This is a genomic window from Mycobacterium sp., assembly GCF_049585075.1.
Classification (GTDB): Bacteria; Actinomycetota; Actinomycetes; order Mycobacteriales; family Mycobacteriaceae; genus Mycobacterium.
Genome location: NZ_JBAUZA010000368.1, coordinates 1 through 13420 on the forward strand (window position 1 = coordinate 1; position 13420 = coordinate 13420).

Annotated in this window: 11 protein-coding genes and 1 pseudogene; 6 read left to right on the forward strand and 6 right to left on the reverse strand. The window is 64.2% G+C overall.

The features are described 5' to 3' along the window. The 3 genes and pseudogenes from WB785_RS17295 to WB785_RS17305 form a co-directional block, all read right to left on the reverse strand. The coding region (locus WB785_RS17295) for a zinc finger domain-containing protein (protein WP_424080543.1) at positions 1–438 on the reverse strand (438 nt) is incomplete at its 3' end. 153 nt (positions 439–591) lie between these two features. Beyond that, positions 592–834: pseudogene (locus tag WB785_RS17300) on the reverse strand (DNA-formamidopyrimidine glycosylase family protein); the annotation flags it as partial. A gap of 16 nt (positions 835–850) precedes the next feature. Then, complete coding sequence (locus WB785_RS17305) at positions 851–1252, reverse strand: phage holin family protein (RefSeq protein ID WP_424080536.1); 402 nt, start codon at positions 1250–1252, stop codon at positions 851–853. A gap of 111 nt (positions 1253–1363) precedes the next feature. Here WB785_RS17305 and WB785_RS17310 point away from each other — a divergent pair, with 111 nt between their 5' ends. The 4 genes from WB785_RS17310 to WB785_RS17325 all read left to right on the forward strand — a co-directional run bounded on the left by WB785_RS17310 (position 1364) and on the right by WB785_RS17325 (position 5293). Continuing rightward, positions 1364–2266, forward strand: coding sequence for an AurF N-oxygenase family protein (locus tag WB785_RS17310; RefSeq protein ID WP_424080537.1), 903 nt, complete (start codon positions 1364–1366; stop codon positions 2264–2266). 7 nt (positions 2267–2273) lie between these two features. Beyond that, entirely contained in the window at positions 2274–3407 is a 1134-nt protein-coding gene (locus WB785_RS17315; RefSeq protein ID WP_424080538.1) for a DUF4873 domain-containing protein, read from the forward strand. 81 nt (positions 3408–3488) lie between these two features. Beyond that, positions 3489–4244: an STAS domain-containing protein gene (locus WB785_RS17320; RefSeq protein WP_424080539.1), complete on the forward strand. Its 756-nt coding sequence runs from the start codon at positions 3489–3491 to the stop codon at positions 4242–4244. A gap of 182 nt (positions 4245–4426) precedes the next feature. Next, positions 4427–5293 (forward strand): TIGR03619 family F420-dependent LLM class oxidoreductase, encoded by an 867-nt coding sequence (locus WB785_RS17325; protein WP_424080544.1) that lies wholly within the window; start codon positions 4427–4429, stop codon positions 5291–5293. A 3-nt stretch (positions 5294–5296) separates the two neighbouring features. On the opposite strand, the gene WB785_RS17330 is transcribed toward WB785_RS17325, so the two are convergent. The 3 genes from WB785_RS17330 to WB785_RS17340 form a co-directional block, all read right to left on the reverse strand. Beyond that, a complete protein-coding gene (locus WB785_RS17330) occupies positions 5297–6106 on the reverse strand; it encodes an enoyl-CoA hydratase/isomerase family protein (RefSeq protein ID WP_424080545.1) in 810 nt (269 codons plus the stop codon). Between the two features lie 456 nt (positions 6107–6562). After that, a complete protein-coding gene (locus tag WB785_RS17335) occupies positions 6563–8497 on the reverse strand; it encodes a fumarylacetoacetate hydrolase family protein (RefSeq protein ID WP_424080540.1) in 1935 nt (644 codons plus the stop codon). Further along, a complete protein-coding gene (locus tag WB785_RS17340; protein ID WP_424080541.1) occupies positions 8494–10758 on the reverse strand; it encodes an ATP-dependent DNA ligase in 2265 nt (754 codons plus the stop codon). Before WB785_RS17340 ends, WB785_RS17335 begins: the two co-directional genes overlap by 4 nt. Before the next feature lie 139 nt (positions 10759–10897). Between WB785_RS17340 and WB785_RS17345 the strand changes: the two genes are divergently transcribed. Then, positions 10898–12430, forward strand: coding sequence for a mannitol dehydrogenase family protein (locus tag WB785_RS17345; protein ID WP_424080542.1), 1533 nt, complete (start codon positions 10898–10900; stop codon positions 12428–12430). Positions 12431–12438: 8 nt separating this feature from the next. Then, positions 12439–13290 (forward strand): HAD family hydrolase, encoded by an 852-nt coding sequence (locus tag WB785_RS17350; protein ID WP_424080546.1) that lies wholly within the window; start codon positions 12439–12441, stop codon positions 13288–13290. Positions 13291–13420 lie beyond the last annotated feature (130 nt).

The following is a 13420-nucleotide window of genomic DNA, read 5'->3' on the forward strand; positions in this document are numbered from 1 at the left end:
GGCCAGCACTTTGCCGCCGGTCTGGCAGGTCGGGCAGTACTGGAAGGACTTGTCGGCGAACGACACTTCGCGCACCGTGTCGCCGCACACCGGGCATGGCAAACCGGTCCGGGCATGTACCCGTAAGCCGGAGCGCTTCTCGCCCTTCAACGTGGCGGCCTGTTGGCCGACCGAGCGAGTCACGGCGTCGGTCAGCACCGACAGCATTGCGTCGTGCAGCGCAGCTAGCTGCCCATCAGAGAGCTTTCCCGCCGTGGCGAACGGCGAGATCTTCGCGACGTGCAGGATCTCGTCGCTGTAGGCGTTGCCGATACCGGCGATCACTTTCTGGTCGGTAATGACGGACTTGGTCCGGCCAGTGTTTCCGGCCAGCAGACCAGCCAACTCGTCGACCGTGATCTGCAGTGCATCCGGCCCGAGCGTGGCGATACCAGGCACCTGCGTCGGGTCGTCCACTAGCCACACGGCCAACCGCTTCTGGGTGCCCGCCTCAGTAAGGTCGAACCCTGGCGCCTCGCCAGGAGCGCCCAAGTGGACACGCAGCGCGATTGGACCCTTGCCGGGCCGCAGCGGCGCGGCGGCCAGCTTGTCCGACCATCGCAGCCAGCCGGCCCGGGACAAATGGGTGATCATGATCAGTTCGCCCGCCCGCAGACCGAGGTATTTGCCCCACCGGTCAGCGCCGATGACGGTCAACCCGTGCAGCGCGTTGATCGGCGGGTCGAAGGTCTTGAGCACCGAGAACGCGACGACGTCGACGCGCCCGATAGTGCTGCCGACGGCATGGCGACGCAGGTGGTCGGCCAATGCTTCGACTTCGGGCAGTTCAGGCATGCATCCAGTGTGCCGATCAGCGCCGAGAGCTGCGCTGCACGTCACGGACCACCAGCGACAGCACCCAGCTGACGATCGACAAAACGATCGCGGCCCAAATCGCGGTCCACCAGAAGTGGTCGATCGCCAGGCCCCAATGGGTGGTGTGAGCGGTGATCCACGCCGTAATCCACAGCATCAGCCCGTTGATCACGACATGGAACAGGCCCAGCGTGAGGATGTAGAGCGGGATCGACAGGATCTGCACGATCGGCTTGATGAACGCGTTGACCAGACCAAAGATCACCGCGACGACGAAGATGATCCCGACCCGCTCCAACCTGGTGTCGCCGCCGACAAAGCTGAGCCCGTGAACGAAGAGGGTGACCAGCCACAGGGCAAATCCCGTCAACGCGGCGCGGATGAGAAACGGTCCCATGGCTTCAGATCCTGCCACGGCGCGCGTCGCACGGAATGGGAACTAGTCGAAACCATCGGTACCCGGTACCATCGGTATCGACACCTTCAGCGATGAAGAGGAGCCCCGCCGATGACTACTCCCGTGAAGCCAGTCGGCACCAGCCGTGAAGAGTTCTCCGACCGCCTGCTCAAGGGCTCGGTCAAGAAGTCCTATGCCCCGGTCGTCGATATCGACTGGGACGCGCCGCTGGACCCGGACAAGTTCTTCCTGCCACCGCGAACCGTGTCGCTGTACGGCACGCCGATCTGGGACCAGATGACCCGCGCTCAGCGCATCGAGCTGTCGCGACAGGAGCTGGTGAACACCCTGTCGGCGGGTATCTGGTTCGAGAACATCCTCAACCAGGCGCTGTTGCGCAGACTCATGCACCAAGACCCGACCACCCGGTCATCGCACTACGCGCTGACCGAACTGGGCGACGAAACCCGCCACATGGTGATGTTCGGCAAGGCCATCGAGCGGGTCGGCGCCAAGCCCGTTTGCCCGCGGCTCTACCACCGGATCATCATCAACGCGCTGCCGTTCTTTTTCCGCGGGTCGGTGCTCTGGGTGGCCGCGCTGATCGGCGAGGAGATATTCGACTCGCTGCAGCGGCAGATGATGGACGACCCCGAGCTGCAGCCAATCATCCAGCGCCTGATGCGAATTCATGTCACCGAAGAGGCCCGCCACATCCAGTTCGCCCGTGACGGCCTGCGCAAGCGGGCACCGCGGATGCGACGGCCGGAGCGCTGGTTCGTCGGCAACGTCAACGGGCTGGGCGGCTGGTTCTTCCGCTACCTGTTCACCAACCCGATTCCCTACCGGCGCGCGGGGCTGGACGGCCGACAGGCCCGGAGGGCCGCACGCAACAGCCCGCATCGCCACGAGGTCCAGGTGGCGGGATTCGCTCCGCTGGCCGCGTTTTTGACCGAGGTGGGCTTGATGGGACGGTTCGCGCGCCGCGCCTGGACGCGTACCAAGTTTTTGTGACGTCCATATGACCCCTGACGTCATTGTCGTCGGCGGTGACCTCGCCGGCTTCCCGACGCTGGACGGCGAGGTGATCAGTTCGGTGTTCGACGACCACACCGACACCTGGACACTGACCACCGTCGACGGGCAGCACTGCCGCAGCCGGATAGTGATCGCATGTACATCGCCCTTCGTTCCGTGGATTCCGGATCTGGTCGGCCGCAGGGACTTCCGCGGCGTCTGGTTTCATGCCGCGGCGCCGCCTGCTGATTTCGACGCGGCCGGGCAGCGCATCGCGGTGATCGGCGCAGACGCCAGCGCCGGGCAATTGATCGGCCGACTGACCAGATCGGGCGCAGCGGTCAAGGTTTTTGCACTTCCGCCGCGGCGGTTCATCCGGCAAACGCGGCGGGCCAGGCGTTATCTGCGTCGCCAGCCCGAACTCGTGACGTCACCGGTCAACGAGGTGACTGCGGCGGGCATCCGCACCGCCGACGGTGTTCACCACGACGCCGATGCCATCGTCTACGGCACCGGGTTCGCCGTCCGCGCCGGTCTGCCACCTGAGACGCTGGTTGGCGCCCGTGGCCAGACCATCCAGCAAGGTTGGATTGACGGCACCGAACCCTACCTCGGGATCGCGATTCACGGCTTCCCGAATTACTTCATGGTGGACGGGCCCAACTTCGAAGCAACGTTGCACGACGTCATCGAATGCCTAGAGCTTTTGAAGGGGCACAGACGCATTGAGGTGCGCCGCAGCAGCCAACAAGTGTTCAACGAGCGCGTCCACCTGCATCGGCGCAACCAACGCATAGTGGCATCCGCATTCGAAATTTCCTCGCCGTCTGAAGGTGTGCACGACGACACCTATGACGGGCAGGCAACCCTGACGGCCGCCGCCACCTGCACACACGTGCGCGTCCAGCTGATCGGCCATGTCGACCCGATCGACGGCCAATATCACTGGCAGGGAACCATTTTCGACAAATTGCCGGAGGACATGGCCCGGGCCCGAACAGTGACCTTGGCGGTGGGCGAGCGTAGTGCGCCGGCGCGCATCATCGAGGAAACACCGCAGGGCACGCACACGATCGCCGGCGTGGGCTTGCCGCCGTTCGCGCTGGAGGACATCGAGCTGACCAGCCGACGCAGATAATCTGGCCGGCTGCCCGGTAACACGATTGCCGCAGCATTCATGTGGGTAACCCCGCAACAGTGGCGAGCGTAACGGAGCACGGTGCCTAGGGGGACCGGCGATTTGGTAGTTGCCGCGGAAACCGCGGGAACTGTCTATCTGCTCACCGTCGAGGGTGTCCTGGACAGCAGCACCTACTTGCGGCTGCGGGACGCCGTCATAGCAGCCGCGCTAGATGAGCCGCGAGCGGTCCTCGTCGACGTCAACGGACTCGATGTCAAGGCGTCCTCCGCATTGTCGGTGTTCACCAGCGCGCGCTGGCATGTGCACACCTGGCCGGATGTTCCGATCATTCTGGTGTGTGGGAACGCGGGACGCCGGGCCGCGATTGCACGCAAAGGTGTGACACGCTATGTGCCTGTTTATGCGACTGTCGAAGCAGCATTGAGTGCTCTCACCGACGGTCGGCCTGCCCGGCGACGGGTTCGGGCTGAACTGCCCGCGTCACTTGCCAGCCTCCGCAGGTCCCGCGAATTGGTGGCCGCCTGGCTGGCCGAGTGGTCCCAGGTCGAGCTCATCCCGGTAGCCACGATCATTGGCAACGTGTTCGTCGAGAACGCGCTGCAGCACACGGCCAGCGCGCCGGTATTGATGCTGGAAGCCGACCGTGCGACGGTAACCATCTCGGTGCGGGACAGCAGCTCACGGCCGGCGGCCCGCCATGAGGATCCGTGCCGGGGGGGCGAGCGCGTTTCTGGTCTGGCGATCGTCGCGTCGGTGTGCCGGGCCTGGGGCAGCACACCGACACCGTCGGGGAAGACGGTTTGGGCGGTCATCGGCCCGGAAAACCGGCTTTAACCGAATTCTCGAAGTTGCTCCGTGTCGGCGATCACCCAGGGCGCTCTGACTCGACGAGGTGACGGGCCACTTGGACCAAGGGCTATTCATGGTTTGGGACGGTGGCAAACGGTACTCAGGCTCCACCTGAAACGCGTTCTAGTATTTGCTCACAACGGATGGCCCTGACGACAGGAGACGACGTGCGGTTCAGCTACGCGGAGGCGATGACCGACCCGACGTTCTATATTCCGCTGGCAAAGGCCGCCGAGGCCGCCGGGTACGCCAGCATGACGATCGCCGACAGCGTCGCGTATCCGTTCGAGTCGGACTCCAAGTATCCGTACACCCCCGACGGCAACCGCGAATTTCTGGACGGCAAGGCGTTCATCGAGACGTTCGTGCTGACCGCTGCCCTGGGGGCGGTGACGACGACGCTGCGGTTCAACTTCTTCGTGCTCAAGCTCCCCATCCGCCCGCCGGCGCTGGTGGCCAAGCAGGCCGGATCGCTGGCCGCGCTGATCGGCAACCGGGTGGGCCTGGGCGTGGGCACCAGCCCGTGGCCCGAGGACTACGAGTTGATGGGTGTGCCGTTTGCCAAGCGCGGCAAACGAATTGACGAATGTATCGAAATCATCCGCGGGCTGACCACCGGCGATTATTTCGAGTTTCACGGCGAGTTCTACGACATACCCAAGACGAAGATGACCCCCGCTCCGACCCAACCGATCCCGATCCTGATCGGCGGACACGCCGACGCCGCGCTGCGGCGCGCGGCCCGCGCAGACGGCTGGATGCACGGTGGTGGCGACCCACAAGAACTCGACCGGCTGATCGGACGGGTCAAGCAGCTTCGCGAGAAGGAAGGCAAGGACGGCCCGTTCGAAATTCACGTGATCTCGGCCGACGGTTTCACCCTCGACGGCGTCAAACGCCTTGAGGATAAAGGCGTCACCGACGTCATCGTGGGCTTTCGCGTCCCCTACATCATCGGGCCCGACACCGAGCCGCTCGACACCAAGATCCGCAACCTGGAGCGCTTCGCCGAGAAAGTAATCGCCAAAGCCTAACGGCTACAGGGGATCCCACACTGCCGCCCGCTTCTCCTGATGCGCCTTGGCGGCCTCGATTGGGTTGTTGGTGAACCCGCTCAGGATCTGGGTGCGATTCTCAATCTCTTTGGCATGCCGCAGACTTGGCGCATCTAACGCGGTGTTGAGGCCGATCTTGGTCTGCCATACCCCGTAGGCGTTGTTCGCCACGATCGAGCGGGCCATGTTCAGCGCTGCCGTCATCAGCTCGTCCGGTGCCACCACCTCGTGCACCAACCCGATCCGGTACGCCTCGTCGGCGTCGATGATCCGACCGGTCAGCATCAGCTCCCGAGCCACCCCGGCGCCGACGATCTTCGGCAGCAGGTAGCTGGTGCCCATGTCCATCGACGAGAACCCCGCCTTGATGAAGACCGAGCCGAATCGCGCTTCCTCCGAGGCGATCCGGATGTCGCAGTGCAGCGCGAACGCCAGCCCGCCGCCGACGGCGACGCCGTTGACCGCGGCAATCACCGGTATCGGTAGTTCATAAAGCCGGGTGTAGAGATCGGCCAGCCGAACCTGGGCGTCATAGTTGACCTTGAACGCCGGGGTTTGCGGCGTTGTTTTCGTCCAGGCCTCACCGGTACCGCTCAGGTCAGCGCCGGCGCAGAACCCGCGCCCCGCGCCGGTCAGAATCGCGGCGCGGAACTCGCCGCCGCCGAGCACATCCAGCACGTCGTCCATGGCGTCGATCAGCGATCCGTCGATGGCGTTTAAGCGCTCGGGCCGGTTCAACGTGACGCAAGCGATCTTGCTTCCCGGGTTGTCCTCGAGCGTTACCAATTCCACAGCGGTCATACAGCAAACGTAGGCAAAATTGTCGTTCGGCGCCTCATGAATGCTTGCCGAACCATTCGGCCTAACGAAACATGGTGTCGCTCAACGCTATCCAGATAGCGAGATCGACTGCACCGCAGCCAGGCGCCAATTTGAGACAAGTCGCGTCACACAGGTAACTTCCGCACCAGCACCTAGGCACTACCCGATGCTGCAATTCGATACGCCGGTGATATCACCGCACCGCATTTCGACGTGGTGATATCCCATGTGCCCTCAAAATCGAAAGACGATCACCCTCCTAACCCAGTGACCCTTGGGGCTGATGTGACAGCTATGCAGACGCGACCTGACTTGGCTCACGATTGGCGATCTGGGAGGACCGTAAGGCGATGACCTGCTTGTTTACGCTGCGGTCGGCGCAAACTTGTGCACTAAATGCGCGATGTGGCCATGTCGTTCGGCGTCTCATGAGTGCTTGGCGAACCACTCGGCCTGCATCGCCAGCAAGCCCATCGCCGGCAATTGCGGTGTGCCCGGATCGAGTTCGCGGTAACGCTGGTACACGTTGACCACGACGCGTTCCGCGTCCAGCCAGCGCGCATACTCGCCCAGGTCGATGCGATCGGCTGCCTCGACGAACGAAAGGCCCTTGCGATAGGCGGCTTCGGCTTGCTCCGCGACGTGGACCAGATAGCCGCGCACCGCGCGGATACCGTCCGCATCGGTGACCGGGCCGTGGCCGGGCACGACCGTCGCCGCGTCCAACGCGATCATCGCGTCGCAGGCCGCGACCCAGTTAGCGATCGGACCGGCCCACACGATCGGCGTGCAGCCGATGAACAGCAGATCCCCGGCGAACAGCACCCCGGCGTCCGGCACGTGCACAACCGAGTCCGCCGCGGTATGCGCCGGGCCGAGATTGAGCAGGCGCACCTCACGGCCGCCAACCTCGATGCTGAGATGGTCATCGAAGGTTTGGTCGGCATTACGCAGCGTGATACCGCTGAAGTTAAAGGGGCCGAACCGGTCTCGTAGATATCGGGTCGCGACCGGACCCAGGTCGGCGGTCTGGGTCATCACCAGCATCTCGGGCGCCATGCCGTGCGCGATTTCTTCCGCGGTGCCCTTGGCGGCGATCACCCGCACCGAGGAATCCAACAGTTGGTTGCCGTGGGTGTGGTCACCGTTGGAGTGGGTGATCAGCGCGTCGGTGATCGGCGCGCGGTCGGTGACCGGCGCCATCGCGGTGAGCATTTCGCGGGTCAACCCCAGGTCGAACAAGGTGTCGACCAGTAACGACGCGCCGTCGCCGGCGACCAGTCCGGCGTTGCTCCAGCCGTATCCGCCGTCCGGCAGCATCCACGCCCACACCCGGTTGCCGACTTGGTGTAACCCGCGGGTGTACGGGATTTTCGCCGGCGCCGGGTTGACCCGCTGCGCGACGGGAACGGCATCGGGGTTGGACCGCGCCGGTAATGGTTGCGGTGCAGGGGTTTTGCGGACGGTTTGGTGGGTTTCGCCCAGCCCCTGCACTTTGAGCGTGACGACGTCGCCGTCGTGCAGCCAACCGCGGAAGGACTCCGGCGCGGTCGGGTCGAGGTGCTCGACCAGTGTGCAGGTCGGTACGGTGCCGGATCCGAAAACATCGCCCGGCCTCAGCATCACGCCGCGTGAGGCGTAGGAGATCACCTCCGCGAAGCTCCAATCCATCGCCGCGGTCGACCCGGACCCGATCACCGCGTCGTTGACCAGTGCGGTCACCTCGAGGGCCAGCCTGCCGTCGCGGCGGTACGGTTCCAGTTCGTCGGGCGTGACCAGGTAGGGGCCCAGGGTGACGCCGCGGTCCTTGCCTTTTGCCTGCCCGATCGCCAGTTGGCCTTCCAGCTGTTGCAAGTCACGGGCCGACCAGTCGTTGAAGATCATGTAGCCCACGATTGCCTGTTCGGCCTCGGCGACCGACAAGTCATTCCCTGCGGTTCCGATGACCGCGGCGATCTCCAATTCGAAGTCCTGCCAAGCACTTCCGGGCGCCATCGGCGCGTCGTCATACGGGCCGAGAATGGTCGACGGGCAGGCGAAGTAGAACGCGGGTATCCGATACCAGGTGTCCTTGAGCACTCGGCCGCCGCCCATCGCGGCCTGACAGTTGCGCATGTGGTCGAGAAAACACAGACTATCCCGGATCGACGGCGGCTGCGGGATCGGCGCCGCGAGCGTCACCTGGTCGAGCGGCACGGCGGGCGCCGAACGCAGCGCGTCCTCCCCTGCCTCCTGGAGACCGGCGGCGCCGTGCCCGATCAGTTCGAGCAAGCTCACGCCGGGCGCCACCGGGTAGATCGCATCATCGGACAGCACCCCAACCCGCTCGCCGTCGCCGTCTCGAAACGTCACCCATTTCATTCCCGCACCACCTCACTCGGTTCCTTGTCGGGCCGCAGCCCACGCCAGCTGGGCTGGCGCAGCCGACCGTCAGATGTCCATTCGCTGTATCTGACTTCCCCGACCAGTGTCGGCCTCACAAACGTCACGCCCTTGGCATCTTTCGTGGGAAGCGGCGCGTCGAAAGGAGATTCGTCGGAGTGCAACGGCGCCAGCGTTTTCTTCAGGTTGGCCAGGTCGCGTTCGGTGAACCCGGTGCCGACCCGCCCGGCGAAATGCAGCCCACCCGCGGCCGGAATCCCCATCAGCAACGACCCGATGCCGCTGGTGCGCCCGCCCTCGCCGGCCCGCCAGCCGCCGATGACGACTTCCTGGGTGCTCCAATACTTATCCTTGAGCCACGACGCCGAGCGCCGACCCGGCTGGTAGGTGGAGTCGCGCTTCTTGGCGATCACGCCCTCCCACTCGTGCTTGCGTGAGTAGTCCAGCGCCTCGGCGCCGTCGCCAGGTAGCAGCTCGGGCACGATCAGACCGCCTGCCTCGGCGAGGGTTTCCAGCAGCTGGCGCCGATCCCGGTAGCGGGCCCGCAGCAACGACCGCCCATCCAAATACAGCAGGTCGAACGCCCAGAATTCGATGCGGGTGGAGCGCGCCCGATTCTGCATTTCGGTGAATCGCGGCACACCGGAAGCATCGAGGGCGACGACCTCACCGTCGAGCACGACATGATGATCGCCGAGATCATCTGCCAGCGAACGCAATTGCGGGTATTCCTTGGTGACCTCGCGTCCGTTACGTGACCGCAGCCGCACCTCGCCGTGGTCGGCGTCGACCAGGAGTCGGTAACCGTCCCACTTGCCCTCGAAAGCCCACTGCGATGCTTTCAATTTCGCCACCGAACCCTCGGTGGCAAGCATTGGGGCCAGCTCGTCGAATTGAAAAACCTTCTGGTCCTTCATCCGGTGTGCGAGCCACTGGTCGCCATTGGTTTGAATCAGCGCGTAACGCCCGGAGATCCGCTGACCGTGCAGCGTGACGATCACCTCTCCTTTTTCGGCGGAGTCATTGAACTTCTCCGCCTCGTACGTGCCGGAATCCCAGATGACCACCTTGCCTGCGCCATACTCCCCCTTCGGAATGGTGCCTTCGAAGCCGCCGTACTCCAACGGATGATCCTCGGTGTGAACCGCCAGGTGATTGACGGCGGTGGTTTCCGGCAGGTTCTTCGGCACCGCCCACGACACCAGCACTCCGTCGCGTTCGAGGCGAAAGTCGTAATGCAGCCGGCGTGCGTGGTGCTCCTGTATGACGAAGGTATTACCTTGGCCGACAGCCGGTTTCGCGGTAGGCACCGGCTCGGGTGTTTTCGACGCGTCGCGCATGCCGCGGTATTTGGTCAGCCGGTCCGGAGTTCGCACATCGGCGTCCAGTGCTGCCAGCAGGTCTCCGTCGCGCTGCACCCTTTTCAGGACTTCGTCATAGCGCAGATGGCGAAGCTTCTTGTCGTCGAGCTCCTCCCAGCTGCGCGGCGCGGCGACGGTCGGATGCTCGCGCCCACGAAGCGAATACGGCGCAATGGTGGTCTTCGACCCGTTGTTCTGGCTCCAATCCAGGAACACCTTGCCCGCTCGCACACTTTTGGTCATCGTCGAAGTGACCAGCTTGGGCATCGCCTTTTCCAGTTGCTGCGCAACACGTTTGGCCAACACCACCGCGCCCCGGCTACTCACCGGCTTGTCCAGCGGGCAATACAGGTGCAGCCCCTTGCTGCCGCTGGTAAGCGGAAACGTTGCGAGCCCGATATCTGTCATCAGGTCCCGAACAGCGCGGGCCACTTGGGCGAGCTGGGCCATCGTCACACCCTCGCCGGGGTCGAGGTCAAACACCAGACGGGTCGCCGGGCCGGGCTTGAGTTGTTCGCCTTTGCGCGTCCACTCGGCTTCGAAGCGCCACTGCGGCACATGTACCTCGAGTGCGGCCTGCTGCGCGATCCACGCCAGCCCGTCGTCGCTGTCGATGATCGGATAGGTGGTCGTCCCGGACCGGTGCGTGACGCTGGCGCGCGGGAGCCAGTCGGGCGCCGAGGAGGCAAGCTGCTTTTCGAAGAACGACGGCTCCGCCACGCCGTTGGGCCAGCGCTTGCGAGTAGCCGCGCGGCCGGCGATGTGCGGCACCATCACCTCGGCGATGCTGGTGTAGTAGGCGAAGATGTCGGCCTTGGTTGTTCCCGTTGCCGGATAAAGCACCTTGTCGGCGTTGGTCAATTTCACCAGCGGTGCCATGGTGTAAACCTACGCGTGCGGGCCTTGGTGTGGCGAAACTCACGGTGCCGGTGAAACGGCTGTACGACGGCAATACCGGACGCAGCGGTGCCCAACTCGCTTAGCCAACTACCTTCACCATGGGTAGATTCGGCGAGCTATGTGCACCGACTGCCTATCGAGAGTCGCTACCCATGGCCGCACGACCGGCGTTCCGCTGAGCAACGCCACATTGCGATTACATTCGCAACGGATCGACGTGCCGACCTACGACAGATCGGCCCTGCAGCGGGGTGTTGTTCATATCGGGGCGGGCAATTTTCACCGCGCCCATCAGGCCGTCTACTTCGATGACCTTGCCGGCCTGGGCATTTCGAACCAGTGGGGTGTCACCGGCGTCAGCCTGCACTCCCGCGACGTCAAAGAATTGTTGTCGGCGCAAGACGGGCTTTACACCGTTGTGCAACGCGGCCATGACCGCCAAACCGCCCGCGTGGTCGGCTCGATCGGCTCCGTGCACTTCGCGCCGCACGACTGTGCTGCGGTCCGCGCGGCTCTGGCTGATCGCCAAACCCGCGTTGTCAGCCTGACCATTACCGGCAACGGGTACTTCCTGGATCCGGTTACCGGGGAGTTCGACGTCGCCAATCCCGACGTGCGTGCCGATCTGTCCGCGTCGAATTGCTATGCCACCGCGTGGGCATACCTGGCCGAGGCGCTCGACCGGCGTCGCCGCGCCGGCATTGCCCCGTTCACCGTGCTCTGCTGCGACAACGTTGCCGACAACACCCAAGCAGCGCGGACCGCGCTGGTGTCGTTCGCCGCACTGAAAGACCCCGGGCTGGCTCGCTGGATCGACAGACATGTCGCATTCCCCTCCACAATGGTCGACCGCATCACCCCGCAAACCTCGAACTCGGAGCGTCAATTCGTCGAGGACACCTTCGGTGTCACCGACAGGTTGCCGGTGGTGACAGAACCGTTTTGCCAATGGGTCATCGAGGACACGTTTAGCAACGGCCGTCCACCGCTCGACGAGGTCGGTGCCCAGTTCGTGTCGGATGTCAGCAACCACAAGCTGGTCAAGACCCGCCTGCTCAACGGAAGCCATATCGCGCTCGCCTGTTTGGCCATGCTCGCCGGCTACCAGCGCACCGACGAAGCGATGAGGGACCGCGTCATCTTCGACTACGTCGAGCAACTCATGCGCGATGAGATTCAGCCACTGCTACCGGCGGTGCCCGGGATGAACACGCCAAGCTATCGCCAAACGTTGCTCGCTCGGCTGAGCAATCCGAGGATGAGCGACCAGTTGCCGCGGTTGGCCCGGCGAGGATCGACAAAGATTGCCTCGTTCCTACTGCCGTCCCTGCAGGAGGCGATCGCGCAGGATAGACCACACACGCTGCTGATGTTGGCCATCGCCGGGTGGGCCCGCTATCTGCGCGGCTACGACCTCAGGGGCCGCAAATTCCGGATCGACGATCCGCAGGCAGCGCTGCTGACTAAGTTGGCGACCATGGCAGGCAACAATCCGGATCCGTTGCTGCGGCATGAAATCTTCACCGAACTACGGCTGGTTCCCCACTTCGCGGAGCGGCTGAGCGGCATGGTTGACAACATCGATCAGCGCGGGGTGATACCCACGCTGCGTCGAGCGTTGCGGGACGATGTGCAGGAGCTGGTGTCGTGAACAAAGGCATAGGCCGAGGAATAAGCACTGTGCGCCCCTTCGACTCCGCACCAATCACCACCTTGCTTTGCGACGCCGACGACAACCTCTTCCCTTCGGAGAGACCGGCTTTCGCCGCGTCCGTCGAGGTGACCAATCGGTTCCTGGCCAGGTTCGGCGTGACCGCTCCGCTGACCGCCGAGGAACTGCGCAAGCAGGCCGTCGGGAAGAACTTTCGCAACACCGCCATGGACCTGGCTGTGCTGTGCGACGTGCCGATGGAGCAGACGCTGGCAGATAGCCGTCCCGCGGCGATTGTCGCGTCAGACAGCGACATCGCAGCCGGTCGGGCGTTGTGCGCCGACGAACTCGAACGGTGGGTGCGCGATGAACGCGAAACGGTCACCGCGCATCTGGCCGTCACCCTGAAACCAGATTCGCGGGTGCTCGAACCGCTGCAAGCCCTCGCGTCGCGTTATGCGTTGGCGGCGGTCAGCTCCAGTGCCACCAAGCGGTTGGAGTCCTGTTTCACCGCCACCGGGCTTGATTCGCTCATCCCGGCGGCTGTGCGTTTCAGCGCCGAAGATTCCCTTCCAGTGCCGACGAGCAAACCCGACCCCGCGGTGTATTTGCACAGCGGCCAGGTATTGGACGTCGACGCCGACCAAGGTCTGGCCATTGAAGATTCCGTGGCCGGCGTTACCTCTGCGGTCGCGGCCGGCTACCTCACCGTCGGCAATCTGATGTTCGTGCCCGCCGACGAACGCCCATGCCGCCGTGCGGAATTGATTGATGCCGGCGCAGTCGCCATCACCGACTCATGGCACGCTCTGGCTGATGTCCTGATGCTATCGACCGGGCAGGTGCAGGTTCCCGGCTAACGTAGGCATCGTTACCGTGCTGTAGCCCCCGAGCTGTGGTCCGGGGAGGAGTTGGACAATCGTGGCTAGCGCGATGAACCTGAACAACGCAACGCTGACAAGGCTGCCGATCGCCACGCCGAGCTATGAC